Annotated in this window: 11 protein-coding genes; 6 read left to right on the forward strand and 5 right to left on the reverse strand. The window is 71.7% G+C overall.

Going from position 1 to position 13701, the window contains the following annotated elements:
• Window positions 1–78 precede the first annotated feature (78 nt).
• Window positions 79–1251, forward strand: a complete 1173-nt coding sequence (locus LZ198_RS13775) for a thiolase family protein (protein ID WP_253972403.1) — start codon at window positions 79–81, stop codon at window positions 1249–1251.
• Between the two features lie 125 nt (window positions 1252–1376).
• Here LZ198_RS13775 and LZ198_RS13780 read toward each other — a convergent pair whose 3' ends face one another.
• From LZ198_RS13780 to dgcN, 3 genes are all read right to left on the reverse strand, one after another.
• Complete coding sequence (locus tag LZ198_RS13780; protein WP_253972404.1) at window positions 1377–3218, reverse strand: MutS-related protein; 1842 nt, start codon at window positions 3216–3218, stop codon at window positions 1377–1379.
• Between the two features lie 119 nt (window positions 3219–3337).
• Window positions 3338–4324, reverse strand: a complete 987-nt coding sequence (dgcA, locus tag LZ198_RS13785) for an N-acetyl-D-Glu racemase DgcA (protein ID WP_253972405.1) — start codon at window positions 4322–4324, stop codon at window positions 3338–3340.
• 4 nt (window positions 4325–4328) lie between these two features.
• A complete protein-coding gene (gene dgcN, locus LZ198_RS13790) occupies window positions 4329–5345 on the reverse strand; it encodes an N-acetyltransferase DgcN (protein WP_253972406.1) in 1017 nt (338 codons plus the stop codon).
• Between the two features lie 221 nt (window positions 5346–5566).
• Between dgcN and LZ198_RS13795 the strand changes: the two genes are divergently transcribed.
• Entirely contained in the window at window positions 5567–6658 is a 1092-nt protein-coding gene (locus tag LZ198_RS13795) for a vWA domain-containing protein (RefSeq protein ID WP_253972407.1), read from the forward strand.
• Window positions 6659–6680: 22 nt separating this feature from the next.
• On the opposite strand, the gene LZ198_RS13800 is transcribed toward LZ198_RS13795, so the two are convergent.
• Complete coding sequence (locus LZ198_RS13800) at window positions 6681–7109, reverse strand: hypothetical protein (protein ID WP_253972408.1); 429 nt, start codon at window positions 7107–7109, stop codon at window positions 6681–6683.
• A gap of 357 nt (window positions 7110–7466) precedes the next feature.
• On the opposite strand from LZ198_RS13800, the gene LZ198_RS13805 reads away from it, so the two are divergent.
• Window positions 7467–8216 carry a metallophosphoesterase family protein gene (locus tag LZ198_RS13805; protein ID WP_253972409.1) on the forward strand — a complete coding sequence of 250 codons (750 nt, stop codon included), beginning with the start codon at window positions 7467–7469 and terminating at the stop codon, window positions 8214–8216.
• Window positions 8216–8833 carry a hypothetical protein gene (locus tag LZ198_RS13810; protein ID WP_253972410.1) on the forward strand — a complete coding sequence of 206 codons (618 nt, stop codon included), beginning with the start codon at window positions 8216–8218 and terminating at the stop codon, window positions 8831–8833. The genes LZ198_RS13805 and LZ198_RS13810 overlap by 1 nt, the downstream gene beginning before the upstream one ends.
• Before the next feature lie 4 nt (window positions 8834–8837).
• Here LZ198_RS13810 and LZ198_RS13815 read toward each other — a convergent pair whose 3' ends face one another.
• Window positions 8838–10772 carry a sulfatase-like hydrolase/transferase gene (locus LZ198_RS13815; RefSeq protein ID WP_253972411.1) on the reverse strand — a complete coding sequence of 645 codons (1935 nt, stop codon included), beginning with the start codon at window positions 10770–10772 and terminating at the stop codon, window positions 8838–8840.
• Window positions 10773–10938: 166 nt separating this feature from the next.
• Between LZ198_RS13815 and LZ198_RS13820 the strand changes: the two genes are divergently transcribed.
• Entirely contained in the window at window positions 10939–11847 is a 909-nt protein-coding gene (locus LZ198_RS13820; RefSeq protein WP_253972412.1) for a LysR family transcriptional regulator, read from the forward strand.
• Between the two features lie 107 nt (window positions 11848–11954).
• Window positions 11955–13526, forward strand: a complete 1572-nt coding sequence (locus LZ198_RS13825; RefSeq protein ID WP_253972413.1) for an aromatic amino acid hydroxylase — start codon at window positions 11955–11957, stop codon at window positions 13524–13526.
• Window positions 13527–13701: the final 175 nt, after the last annotated feature.

Below are 13701 nucleotides of genomic sequence, written 5' to 3' on the forward strand. Positions count from 1 at the left end.
GCGCTGGCCGGTACTCATTGACCACGACAAAGAGATTCGCTGCATGCCTGGGTGCCCCCCGGGCGAGGAGACACTGAAATGGCTGGTCGAGTCGTGATTGCCAGCGCGGTCCGCACGCCGTTCACCCGCGCGCACAAGGGAGAGTTCAAGGACACCCGGCCGGATACCCTGGCGGCCGTCGCCATCAAGGAGGCCGTCGCCCAGGTCCCCGGCCTGAAGCCGTCGGACGTGGAGGACGTCGTCCTGGGCTGTGCCATGCCGGAGGCCGAGCAGGGCATGAACGTGGCCCGTCAGGCCACGCTGCTGGCGGGGCTGCCGGTGGACGTTCCGGCGATGACCATCAACCGCTTCTGTTCCTCCGGGACGCAGGCCATCGCGCAGATCGCGGCGGCCATCCAGGCGGGACACATCCAGGTGGGCATCGGCGGTGGCACCGAGTCGATGACCATGGTCCCCATGGGCGGCAACAAGGTGAGCGCCAACCCGGAGATCATGGCGAACCACCCGGAGATCTACACGTCCATGGGCGTGACGGCGGAGAACATCGCCTCCCGTCACAACGTGTCGCGTGAGGACTCCGACAAGTTCGCCGCGGAGAGCCAGCGCCGCGCCGCCACCGCGCGCGAGCAGGGCAAGTTCAAGGAGGAGATCGTCCCCGTCACCACCACGGTCTACGACGACAACGGCGTCGCGCAGACGGTGACGGTGTCCGTGGACACCATCCTCCGGCCGGAGACGACGTTCGAGGGCCTGAACAAGCTCAAGCCGGCCTTCAACGCCAAGGGCGTGGTGACGGCGGGCAACGCGTCGCCGCTGACCGACGGCGCCGCCGCCGCGGTGGTGATGAGCGAGGAGAAGGCGAAGGAGCTGGGCGTCAAGCCGCTGGGCTACTTCATCGACTTCGCCGTCGCGGGCGTGCCTCCGGAGGTCATGGGCATCGGCCCCGTGCCCGCGGTGCGCAAGCTGCTGGCCAAGAACAAGCTCGAGGTGAAGGACATCGACGTCTTCGAGCTGAACGAGGCCTTCGCCCCGCAGGCGCTGTACTGCATCCGCGAGCTGGGCATCCCCCTGGACAAGGTGAACCCCAACGGCGGCGCCATCGCCCTGGGCCACCCGCTGGGCGTGTCCGGCGCGCGCCTCGTCGCCACCATCCTGCGCGAGCTGAAGCGCCGCAACGGCCGCTACGGCGTCGTCACCATGTGCATCGGTGGCGGCATGGGCGCCGCGGCGCTCATCGAGCTGGCGAAGTAGTCGCCACGCGCGAGCTGTATCGAGGAATCAACGCGGGCCTCGGGATTCGCTTCCCGGGGCCCGTGTCGTTTCCAGCGCCCTGTCCGCGAGGCCGGGGCCGCAGGGCGCGGCCCCCGTCGCGCCGCTCAGGACGCGGACGGGGCCTCCGGGTCGTCCACCGGGACGCCGGCGAGCCGCAGCACGCGCAGCGCGTTGGTGGTGTCCACCACGCCCTCGCGCAGCTTGTAGTCGAAGACCATCTTCCCGTCCTCGAGGTGGTCCCGGAAGTGGACGTTGAGCACGCGCGCGCCCTGCTCCTCGGCCAGCGCCGTCAGCGACAGGTCGTGCGTCGTCACCGCGCCACACGCGCCGGTGGCCAGGAGCAGGCGCAGCACCTCGCGCGAGGCGAGCTGCCGCTCCCGCGTGTTGGTGCCCAGCAGGATTTCGTCGAGCAGGAACAGGGCCTGTCCGTCCGCCGCGCGCGCCGCGTCCAGCACGGCCTTGATGCGCTGGACCTCCGCGTAGAAGTACGACACGCCGCGCTCCAGCGAGTCCTTCACGCGCATGCTGGTCAGCACCTGGAGCGGGGAGAGCCGGAAGGCCTCCGCGCACACGGGCGCGCCCGCCAGGGCCAGCACCACGTTGGCGCCCATGGCCCGCATCAGCGTCGTCTTGCCGCTCATGTTGGAGCCGGTGATGAGCAGCGCGTGCGCGGGGCCGGGCAGGGCCACGTCGTTGGGGACGGGGGCGTCCAGCAGGGGGTGCCCCAACTGCTTCGCCTCCATGCGCGGCCCCTGGGCCTCCAGCACGGGCCACGTGAAGGCGGGGCGGTCATGGGCCAGCCCGGCCACGCACGACAGGGCCTCCAGCTCCGCGAGCGCGGAGAACCAGTGCCGCACCTTCCCGCCGTACCGCGCGCGCCAGCGCTCCAGCGCGAACAGCGCGTGGATGTCCCAGAGCGTCACCCAGTGCACGAGGGCATGGAACTGGTGCCGCTTGAACTCGATGAGCGAGTAGAGCTGGCTGAAGCGCTTGAAGTGCGCGGACACCGCCGGCTCGCCCTGCTGCTGGAGCCCGGACTGGAGCTGGCGCAGCAGGGGATGCTCGAAGCGCTGGCCCTCCACGCGCTCGAAGAGGGGGGCGTAGCGGACGAAGCCCTGCTCACCGCGCTCGACGGCGTCGTCCATGGCCTTGAGGGTGCGGCGCGTGAGCACCGCCACGAGCAACTGCGCGCCCAGCCCCAGCCAGACCCACGCGCCGCGCAGGACGCCCACCTGGCCCAGGATGAAGAGCGTCAGGGTGATGGGCGGCAGGATGAGGGCGAGCGGCAGCGACCAACGGATGGACGTCAGCGACGGGCTGGACTCGGCCCACTGGATGAAGAGGCTGGGGTCCGCCTTCTCCTTGGCCACCGTGCGCGCGTCGACGCACAGGTCCTGGCGGAAGTCGGTCCTCGGCGCCAGCTCGCGCGCGGCGCCCTGCCGGGCCTCGACCTCCGCCACGGAGGCGGGAGCCGACAGCCACGCCGCGAGCCGCTCCTCGCCGGCCCGGGTGGCGGTCTCGTTGAGGAGCTGGAAGAGGCTGCCCTGTCCGAAGACGTCCAGGTCCGGGGTGTACAGGTGGCTGGCGGACGCGAAGCGCTCACCGCGCTCGGTGAACTCGTGCCAGCCCGGGCCCAGCCGGGCGAGGCCCCGGTCGTTGAGCAGCACGTAGAGCCGCTGGCGCTCCTCGCGACGGAAGACCTGGTGGTGCAGCACGGCGAGCACGCCGTAGAGGACGAGGGCGCCGACGGTGCCCCACCACCAGTCCCGCGAAAGGCGGTCCGCGAGGATGAACCCGGAGATGGCGACCGCCGCCAGGAAGGCCACGGTGCGCAGGTTGGCGTAGCGGGCGCTGACGCGGTCCAGGGCGGTCAGCTCCGCCTGCGCGGTGGCGCGGCGCTCGGTGTACGTGCGGTGGGGATTCGGGCTCGCGGAGTGGGGAGACACGGTGGCCGCGCATGCTGTGCCTCCAGCCCCGCCAGGGCAAGTGCCTCCTGTCACCGTGTGGCGTCGGCGCGACGCAAGGGCCGCGACGAACGGCCCGGTGAGTCAATCCCCGCCCCCGCTCAGCCCCACAGCTCGCGTGGAGGCCAGAACAGGGTGTTGCCCTCGAAGCGGATGCCCGGCTCGCGGTCCCGGGCGAGCAGCAGCGGCCCGTCCAGGTCCACCACCTCCGCCCCCTGGGCGACGAGCGCCGCCGGCGCCATGGAGAGCGACGTGGCCACCATGCAGCCCACCATGCGCTGGAGGCCGTGGCCCCGGGCCGCCTCGGCCAGGGCCAGGGCCTCCGTGAGCCCGCCCGTCTTGTCGAGCTTGATGTTGAGGGCGTCGTACTTGCCGACCAGCGCCCCCAGCCCGTGCCGGTCGTGGGCGGACTCGTCGGCGCAGACCGCCACCGGCCGCTCCAGCCCCCGCAGGGCCTCGTCGTCGGAGGCGGGCAGGGGCTGCTCCACCATCACCACGCCCAGTCCCGCGCAGGCCGCGAGCAGGGTGGGCAGCTCCTCGGGCCTCCAGCCCTCGTTGGCGTCCACGATGAGGCGGCTTCCGGGCGCGCCCTCCCGGATGGCCCGCAGCCGCTCGATGTCCTCGTCTCCACCGCGCCCCAGCTTCACCTTGAGCAGGGGGCGGTGCGCGGCCTTCTCGGCGGCGAGCCGCATGGCCTCGGCGGTGTCCAGGCTGAGGGTATACGCGGTGACGAGCGGCCGGGGCTCGGCCATGCCCAGGAGCGCCCAGATGGGGCGGCCCGCCTGCTTCGCCTCCAGGTCCCACAGCGCGCAGTCCAGCGCGTTGCGCGCGGCCCGGGGCGCGAGCACCTCCGGCACTTCCGCGCGTCCCAGCCCCGCCTCGATGCGTGGGCGCGCGGCCTCCAGCGCCTCGAGGACTCCCGGCACCGTCTCGCCATAGCGGCCGTAGGGGACGCACTCTCCACGGCCCACGGCGCCATCCTCTTCCAGGGTCACCACCACCACCTCGGCGGAGGTCTTCGAACCCCGGGAGATGGTGAAGCGGCCGGCGATGGGCCAGCTCTCGTGTCGGACGGTGAGCTTTCGCATGGGCTCAGGCCTGGGGAGGGAAGCGCCGCGCCAGCTCGTCCACGAGCGGACCGACGCCGGTGCGGAGCGGGTCGACGCAGGGCAGGCCGTGCGCGCGTCCGGTCTCCTCGAGCAGCGCCAGGGCCTGGGGCTCGTCCAGGGCTTCCGTGTTGATGGCGATGCCGGTGCACTGGATGCGCGGATTGGTGAGCTGCCCCTCCAGGACGGTGCGGTCGATGACGGCCTGGATGGTGGGGAGGGGATGTTGGACGCCGCGCATGCGGGTGCGCGTGGGCTCGTGGCAGACGATGAACGCGTCCGGCTGCGCGCCGTGCAGGAGCGAAAGCGTGACGCCCGCGAACGACGGGTGGAACAGCGAGCCCTGTCCCTCGACGAGGTCCCAGTGGTCGTCGGCGTTGGGGGGAGAGAGCCACTCGGCCGCGCCCGCGACGAAGTCGGACACCACCGCGTCGAGCGCCACGCCCCGCCCGGAGATGAAGATGCCCGTCTGCCCCGTGGCGCGGAAGTCCGCCTTGAGGCCCCGCGCGCGCATCTCCTTCTCCAGCGCGAGCGCCGTGTACTTCTTCCCCACCGAGCAGTCCGTGCCCACCGTCAGCAGGCGCAGCCCGGAGCGCTTCGTGCCCTTGCCGGTGGCGAACTCCATGTCGGGGATGCGCACGTCGTGAAGCCTCCGCCCGTTGCGCTCGGCCGCCGCGGCGATGACGGGGAAGGCCGACAGGCGCCGGTGCAGCCCCGTGGCCACGTCCAGGCCCGCGTCGAGCGCCTCCACCAGCTTGCCCACCCACGGCTCCGGCAACACCCCGCCCGCGTTGGCCACGCCCACGACGAGCGTCCGCACCCCCTTCGCCTTCGCCTCGGCGATGTCCATGTCCTGGAGCCCGCAGTCGGCCTGGCACCCCGGCAGCCGCAGTTGCCCCACGCACCACTCCGGCCGCCAGTCGACGATGCCGTGCGCCGTCTTCGCCGCGAGCTGGTCCGGCACGTCCCCCAGGAACAACAGGTAGGGCTTCTGAATCTCCACCAACGTCCTCCCCGCGACCCCGGACTGGGGCCGTGGCGGCGCGTTTCAGCATGACCCCGGAAGAGCAGCAAGGCCCGAGTATCCGGGATGGGACTGGGGCGCCCGGAAACGTCGGCGGCGTGGGGTGCGCCCACCCTGGACGTAGGTCGTGGCGCGGCGGCTCGAATGTCAGACCTGTCCCGTATCTTTCTCCTCGTCGGTACGCATGAGGGGAGCGAGAGATGAGCACGTCTGTCGTCGACAACCGCGTCGAGATTGTCTTCAGCTTCGATACCACGGGCAGCATGTATCCCTGCCTCGCGCAGGTGCGCACGAAGCTGCGAGGGACCGTGTCCCGGTTGATGAAGGAGATTCCTGGCATCCGCATCGGCATCATCGCGCATGGCGACTACTGCGACGCGGGCTCGACGTACGTGACGAAGGTGCTGGACCTGTCGGACGACGTGGAGGCGGTGGTCCGCTTCGTGGACCGCGTGGGGCAGACGGGCGGTGGAGACGCGCCGGAGTGCTATGAGCTGGTGCTGCGCGAGGCGCAATCCCTGTCATGGACCGCGGGCTACACGCGGGCGTTGGTGTTGATTGGCGATGACGTCCCGCACCCGCCCGCGTCGAACCCGAAGCGGTTGGACTGGCGCAAGGAAGTGGATGCGCTGGGTAGGATGGGCGTGCCCGTCTATGGGGTGCAGGCGCTGGCGCGCGCGCACGCGACGCCGTTCTACCGGGAGCTGGCGGAGAAGTCGGGCGGCTTCCACCTGAGCCTCGCCCAGTTCGCGCACGTCACCGACATGCTGCTGGCCGTCTGCTACAAGCAGTCGTCGGACGCGCGGCTCCAGGCGTACGAGGCGGAGGTGGTGAAGCAGGGCCGCATGAACCGCGGCCTCGATGCCATCTTCGGCACCATGCTGGGCCGGAGTGTCTCCGCGTCCTTCGGCGAGGCGGACCTGCGCGCGGTGCCGCCGGGGCGCTTCCAGGTGCTGGAGGTGGACCGGGACATGCCCATCAAGGAACTGGTGGCGGAGAACGGCCTGGCGTTCAAGACGGGGCGCGGCTTCTACGAGTTCACCAAGACGGAGACCATCCAGGGCCACAAGGAGGTCGTGTTGATGGACCGCAAGACGGGGGACCTCTTCAGCGGCGAGCGCGCGCGGGAGCTGCTCTGCCTGCCGCCGGGGGAGACGGTGCGCATCCGCCCCGCCAACCTCGAGAAGTACGTGGTGTTCGTGCAGAGCACCTCCGCCAACCGCAAGCTGGTGGGCGCCTCGCGGTTCCTCTACGAGGTGGAGGACTGGGCGGGAGCGAAGGCCGCCGCGTAGTCGCGACGTGTCTCGCGCAGACTCACCGCATCCGCTCCGGTGCCAGGAGGCACGACGCGGCGAGGACGCAGGACACCACGGCCAGCGCGAAGAGGATGGGCGCGGCCACGCGGCGCTGGGGGACGCCCGCCGCGCGCATCAGGCCCATCACCAACCAGGGGCCCAACAAGGGGACGAGCGCCGCGGTGGACCAGAAGCCACCGCAGTGCGCGAGCAGCCGTTGCACCAGGGCGCTCCGGGGCCGCCCGAGCAACGCTCGCCACCACCGCAGCCGCTCCAGTCCGTCCCATCCCAGGTCCACCACGGCGACCTGGAGGTAGCCCAGCGGCACGCAGGCGAGCGCCACGGCCCAGGGGGGATAGCCGAAGCCCAGCACGCCGAGCGGAACGGCGGCGAGCACGCCACCGAAGGGGCTGGCCGCGACGAGGGCGAATGAGAGCAGGCGTCCCATGACGGAGTCGGCCGGGGGTGTCCGCCCCGCCGTGTCGGCATGCATATCTCTCCGGCGCGGCGGGCGCGTGCCGAAGCCGTCAAATGCGGTGTGGATGCTCCACGCCTGGGTGCGTCACCGCGCGGGTCCTCGTGCCCGCCTGCTCCGAGACACCGACCCTGTTGGAGGTCGCCGCGTCCCTTCCGGGATGGGGCCGCTGGACTGAAGCTGACTCCACGGAGGGCGCGGTGTCCGGCAGATGATGACAACCATGAGCCATGGTGCGGCGCGGGCCCGGTCGCTCGAACGCGTCGCTTGAATGTCCCTCTCATCATCGTTAGCTCGGAGGTCGTGAGGGCCTGGATTCCATCATTGCTCGTGCTCCTGGGCGCAGGGTGTGGCGTCTTCGAGTTCCATCCGTATGAGATCCGCGGGGGGGAGGAAGCGCTCAACGCCAAGGCCCTGGCGCGGCTGCCTCGCGACGAGCCGGAGCGGCCCTTCCGCTTCGCGGTGATGGGCGACATCCAGTTGTTCCTGGATGACTCGGCGGACGCGGTGAAGGACCTGGCGCACCGGGACATCGACCTCGTGGTGCAGCTGGGAGACCTGACCGAGTACGGCACCGCGCAGGAGTACGAATGGGTCGCGCGCATGCTGGCGAGGATTCCGGTGCCGACCTTCGCCGTCATCGGCAACCACGACCTGATGGGGAAGGGGGGCTTGCTCTACCTGCGGACCTTCGGGCCGACGTTCCAGTCCTTCGACTACCAGGGCAGCCGCTTCGTCCTCTTCGACTCCAACTCGCTCGAGTACGGCTTCTCCGGCAGGGTGCCGGACCTGGTCCGGCTGCGCGAGGCGCTCGTGCCCGAGCCCGGGTTGCGCCACATCTTCACGTTCTCGCACGTGCCCCCGGGGCATTCCGACTTCGACCCGGACCTGACGGAGCCGTTGGAGGAGCTCCAGGCCGAGGCGGGCGTCTCCCTCTCCTTCCACGCGCACACCCATCGCTACTCCAGCGAGGTGCGGCGCGGCGTGCGCTACTTCGTCGCCGACGCGCTCGAGAGCCGCAACTACCTGCTGGTCACCGTGTCGGGTGGCTCGGTGGACGTCGAACGGGTCTACTACTGATGGCACGCCTTCACTTCGTCAGGTGGTTCGGCGCCTTCGTGTTCCTCGTCGGGGGAGGTGCCGCGTGGGCGGCGGACGAGGAGGTGGTGGAGACCCGGGAGGAGCACGCGCGGCCCTGGTACGTCCCGAGCCACGCGGCGATGCAGCTCGCCGGCTCCATCGGCTTCACCTCCGCGGGACCGGGCTGGTCGTTCTGGGACGAGGCCGTGGAGACGGAGGTGCTGTTGGGCTGGTCGCCTCGGGCCATCGCGGGGGCGGACTTCATCACCCTCACGCTCAAGGGCCGCTGGAACCCCATCCGGCTCCGCTATGGCAACTGGACCGTGCGGCCGCTCTCCGTGGGCGGCATGTTCAGCTACACCTTCGGCGGGGACTACTTCCTGTCGCAGCCGGGGCGCTACCCGGATGGCTACTACTGGTTCCGCACGGCGCTGCGCCCCGCGCTCATCCTGGGCGCGAGCGTGGGCCACACCGCGCGCATGTTCGACCTGGACCGCGTGGAGGCCTACGCTGAGCTGGTCGCCACCGACTTCCGCATGGTCCAGTTCTTCCACAACCCCGCCACGGTGAAGACGGGCCTCGTGTCGCTCGCGCTGGGGGCCCGGCTGCGCTTCTGACGCTTCAGGGGCGGGGAGGTGTCGCCGTGGCGGGGGGCGCGGGGGGCGCGGCCGCCGGGGGCGCGTCACTCCCCGCGGGCTCGCCGCGCAGGCGACGCAGGATGCGCGGGGCCTCGGCGGCGAAGCGCTCCTGCGCATCCGGCAGCGGGCGATCCCACATGTCCGACAGCTCCGTGCCCGGCAGACCCGCGCCGAAGCGCACCTTGAGCTGCTGGCCGATGAGGGCGTAGCGCGGCTCCCAGCCGATGGTGGTGAGCAGGTAGCGCCGCGGGTCCGGGTGGCTCATGGGGACGCCATCGCCCAGCTGCTCGGGCGGGTGGGGGTCTCCCAGCAGGTCGAAGAGCGTGGGGACCAGGTCGATGTGGCCGGTGACGGCGTCGACCTCTCCGGGAGGGAGGCGCTCGTCGAAGACGAGCATGGGGACGTGGAGCTGCAGCTCCGTGACGTCGCTGGCGTGGCCCACGCGGCCGTGCTCGCGGAACTCCTCTCCGTGGTCGCCGGTGAAGATGACCAGGGGCCGTGTCCCGCGCGTGGCCTCCCACCGCGTGAGCAGCTCCTCCACCTTCGTGTCCACCTCGTAGGCGGAGTTCCACGCGCGCGCCTTGAGGTGCTCGGCGGGCACGCGCGCCGTGGTCAGTCCGCCCTTGCCGTCCCACGCGGGGGAGAACACGGCCGAGCGCGGTGGATAGTCGTAGTCGAAGTGGGTGCCGGCGAAGAAGACGAACAGGAACAGCGGTGTGTCGCGGGGCGTCTGCTCCGCCATGCGCAGCGCGTCCTCCACCATGGCGTCGTCGCGCACGTGGCTGCTCCCCTCGTAGTCGGTGCGCAGGCCGCCCTGGACGTCGCGGAAGACGGTGTCCTTCAACCCCATCCAGTCCACCGACGAGGCGGCGAAGAAGGCCTGGCGGTAGCCGTTGTGCTTCAGGGCGGGGAACAGGAGCGGCGCGCGGCCGGCGCCGACGACGGCGTCGCGGCGCTGGGCCTCGAGGCCGAAGAAGAGGCTGAAGAGGGAGTAGTCCGTGGAGCTCGCCGCGCTGTGGTGGCGCAGGAAGCGCGTGCCCTTCGCCGCGCGCCGCCACATGTGGGGCATCACGTCCTCGCGGAAGAAGTCGTCGCGCAGGCTCTCCACGAGCACCAGGAGGATGTCCGGCGTCCGCGTGAACTTCACGGAGGCAGGGTCGATGCGCGACGCGGGCGCGCCGGCCTCGGGGCTGACGCCCAGGCGCAACCCGGAAGCGGGCGTCCGCCCCGTGAGTCGGGCGAGCAGCGAACTCATCCGCACCGGCGCCTGGAGGGGCAGGGTGGTGGCCGCGTGCAGCACGGCGCTCCCGTGCGTGAACATGAGCCAGGCGCTGCCCAGCCGCTCCACGGTGCACACCACCACCAGCGCGAGCACCGCCCACGCCGTGCGACGGGGCCGCGGCCCCCATCCCTTCGTCAGGAACCGGGCTCCGGCCCAGGCGTCGAGCGACAGCACGCAGAGCGTCGCGAGGCCGAGCAGCGCCACCTCGTGTGGCGCCAGGCCCGTCTCCGCCAGGGCGCGCGGCTGGAGCGCCACGGCCAGCACCAGGCCGTTGATGTGGAAGCCGAGCGAGGACAGCACGAGCGCGTCCACGCCCAGGAACGCCACGCCCACCGCCACGACCGCCGGCAGCGCGTACGCGTAGCGCCGGCCGAAGAGCGACAGCGGCAGCGTGGCCACGAAGGTCACCAGGCCCAGGAACAGCGCCTGGATGACGCCTCCCACGAGCAGCAGGGGGCGCAGGGTCGGCGCCAGCCGCTCCACGGCGGACAATAGGGGCGCGCCGAAGAAGGCGAGCGCGAGCAGCCCGTGCAGCAGGCACCAGAGGAACGCGGGCCCCCAGAGCGGCAGGGCCTCCACCCACCGACGGGGGCGCCTCGCGGCGAAGGAGGAGGGGGTGGTCCACGTCGATGACATCGCGCCTCCTGCTAGCCTGCCCCCAGCGGATGTTCAAGCAAGGACGCGGGCCCCGCCCGCTCTCCCGCCACGGGGGCTGGCCGCCGTCGGGCACGCCGCGTCATGCGGCCCGCGGACGCTCACATGGCTCGTGTCCGCGCCCGGCGAGCGGTGCGAGGATGGGGGCATGCCTCCACGCAAGCTCGCGCGCCCCCTCGTCTGGCTGGAGTCCTTCACCGCCGCCGTGGAGGCGGGCAGCATCGAGGCCGCGGCGGAGCACCTCGGCGTCGCGCGTTCGGTGGTGAGCGAGCACATCCGCGCGCTGGAGCTGGCGCTCGCCGAGGGCGCCACGCTGCTGGAGCGGGGGCCGGGCCGCAGGCTCCAGCTCACCGCCCGGGGGGAGCGCCTCTTCGCGGGCACGCAGACGCCGCTGCACCAACTGGACATGAAGCGCCTGCGGGACCTGGCCAGCGCGGAGCCCGTCGTGCGCCTGGGCCTCAACCCCACGCTGTCGATTGCCCTGGTGGGCAAGGTGGCGCGGAACGCGGCGGCCACGGGCCTCAAGCTGGTGCTCAGCTTCGGCGGCCCCCACGAACTGACGCGCCAGGTCCAGACGCGGCAGCTCGACCTGGCGTTGGACTTCACCCCGCTGCCTCCCCACGAGGGCGTGGAGTCCGAGTCACTGCTGCGCATGCCCTTCGTGGTGCTCGCCGGCCCCGACAGCGCGCTCGTCGCCTCCGCGGCCGGGCGCAAGTCGTTGCACGTGAAGGAGCTGGAGGGGCTGCCCTTCGTGGACTGGCTGCGCGACGACCCCTACGGCGGCGCCAACAGCGCGCGCTTCGCGGCGCACGGGGTCTCCGTCCAGGACGTCGCGCGCGCGGAGAGCTTCCTCCTGCTGTACGACCTGCTGCGGGCCTTCCGCGCGTGCGCCATCACCCCGGACCTGCGCCTCATGCACCCCTTCCCCCCGGACATCCGCGCCTGGCCCCTGCGCGAGGAGGAGCCCCAGGCGGTGGAGGTCGTCGCGCTCTGGCCCTCCGGCGCCCTCAGCCCGGGCGCGGCCTCCCTGTTGGGTGGACTCCGCCAACCCGTATGAACAACGTTCGATAAAACGACGAAGACGTCGGATTCTGCCGGATTTCCGAATCGTGGGGCCCTGGGTATCTTCTCGTGGCTGGAAGATTCCACCAGGGGTGCCCGGTTATGACGCCAACGGAACAGACCATCTCCCGCCTGCCCGCGCATCTGCGGCGCTACGTGGTGAGCCAGGACTACGAGGCGTACACGCCGAGGGACCACGCGGTCTGGCGGCACATCCTGGGCAAGCTGCGAGGGCACCTGGCGGACAAGGCCCACGCCGTCTACCTGGAGGGCCTGGAGGCGACGGGCATCGGCGCGGAGCGCATCCCGAGCCTCGACGAGATGAACGCGAAGCTGTCGCGGATGGGCTGGTCGTGCGTGGGCGTGCGCGGCTTCATCCCGCCGGCGGTCTTCACGGAGCTGCAGTCGCTGGGGGTGCTGGCCATCGCGGCGGACATCCGCACGCACGAGCACATCGACTACACGCCCGCGCCGGACATCGTCCACGAGAGCGCGGGGCACGCGCCCATCATCGCCAACCGCCGCTACGCGGAGTACCTGAAGGCGTGTGGCCTGGTGGGGTTCAAGTCCATCGCGAGCGTGGAGGACCAGGCGTCCTTCGACGCCATCCGCAACCTGTCGGTGGTGAAGGAGGACCCGGACGCGAGCGCGGAGGAGGTCGCCCACGCGGAGGCGCGGCTCGTGGCGGCGAACGCCAGCCGCCGCTTCGTCAGCGAGAGCACGCGCGCCACGCGGCTGTACTGGTGGACGGCGGAGTACGGGCTCGTGGGGCAGTTGGAGCGTCCTCGCATCTACGGCGCGGGAATCCTGTCGAGCATCGCGGAGGCGGAGCACTGCCTCACGCCGGCGGTGCGCAAGCTGCGCCTGGACGTGTCGTGCGCGGACACGGACTTCGACATCACCCGCATGCAGCCGCAGTTGTTCGTGGCGCGCGACTTCGAGCACCTGTTCGAGGTGCTGGCGGAGTTCGAGTCCACGCTGGCGTGGAAGCGCGGCGGGGACTACGGCATCGAGGAGGCGCGCAAGGCTCGGACGGTGAACCACCTGGTGCTCGCGGACGGTCTCGAGGTGACGGGGCGGGTGCTGGAGTCGGTGCCGGCGCCGCGTCCGGTGGCGCCGGGATTGACGGCCGCGCTGGTCCGCATGGAAGGCCCCGTCATCGTCTCTCGCGGGGGGCGGAGCGAGGGTGGCCGTCCGTGGAATGGCCCGGCGCTGGTGGCCTTCGGCGCGGGCGCGCTGCCCCGGCGGGGGCCGTTCAAGCTGGCGCTGGAGAGCGGCCTGGAGCTGGAGGGCTTCGCCTCCGACGGTGGCGAGGTGCTGGCGCTGCGGGCGCGGCTGGGTGGACGTGAGCTGGACGTTCCGGCGGTGGCGAAGCTCTTCGTCACGCCGCACCTGCCGTCCGTCGCGGGCGGGCCGTCCGACCCGGAGACGTGGGACCGCTGGTTCGGAGAGGCGGCCGCGTTCGCGGAAGGGGACGGCGAGGCGCAGGCCCGCGCGCGCAAGGCGCTGGCGCTGCACCCGTCGCTCGCGGCGCTCTACCGCGAGGTTCGCAACCTGCGGGACGCGGGGAAGGCGAAGCCGGAGCGGCTGGCGCAGATCGCCGCCGCCGCCACGGACTTCAAGGACGACTGGCTGCTGCGCACCGAGGTCGACGAGCTGCGCGTCCGCCACTGAGGGCCCGTCGTCAGGGACCGCGAGGGCGGGGTGTGCCACCAGGTCGCTGCGGACCTCGTCGGTTCGAAACCCCGTCGTGGGTAGGCCCGGCGCCCCACGTCGCGGGACTCCATCGGGTCCCGTCGCCACGCGGGCGGCGGACGCCTTGATGTAACAAAGATGGAGGTGTCATCCT

The organism is Myxococcus dinghuensis (assembly GCF_024198235.1).
Lineage (GTDB): Bacteria > Myxococcota > Myxococcia > Myxococcales > Myxococcaceae > Myxococcus > Myxococcus dinghuensis.

Bases quoted from the DNA above. Each gene is read 5' to 3' on its own strand.
- LZ198_RS13820 (WP_253972412.1), top strand. From the start codon at position 10,939: ATGCCTCCACGCAAGCTCGCGCGCCCCCTCGTCTGGCTGGAGTCCTTC.
- LZ198_RS13825 (WP_253972413.1), top strand. From the start codon at position 11,955: ATGACGCCAACGGAACAGACCATCTCCCGCCTGCCCGCGCATCTGCGG.
- dgcA (WP_253972405.1), bottom strand. From the start codon at position 4,324: ATGCGAAAGCTCACCGTCCGACACGAGAGCTGGCCCATCGCCGGCCGC.
- LZ198_RS13810 (WP_253972410.1), top strand. From the start codon at position 8,216: ATGGCACGCCTTCACTTCGTCAGGTGGTTCGGCGCCTTCGTGTTCCTC.
- LZ198_RS13800 (WP_253972408.1), bottom strand. From the start codon at position 7,109: ATGGGACGCCTGCTCTCATTCGCCCTCGTCGCGGCCAGCCCCTTCGGT.
- LZ198_RS13815 (WP_253972411.1), bottom strand. From the start codon at position 10,772: ATGTCATCGACGTGGACCACCCCCTCCTCCTTCGCCGCGAGGCGCCCC.
- LZ198_RS13775 (WP_253972403.1), top strand. From the start codon at position 79: ATGGCTGGTCGAGTCGTGATTGCCAGCGCGGTCCGCACGCCGTTCACC.
- LZ198_RS13795 (WP_253972407.1), top strand. From the start codon at position 5,567: ATGAGCACGTCTGTCGTCGACAACCGCGTCGAGATTGTCTTCAGCTTC.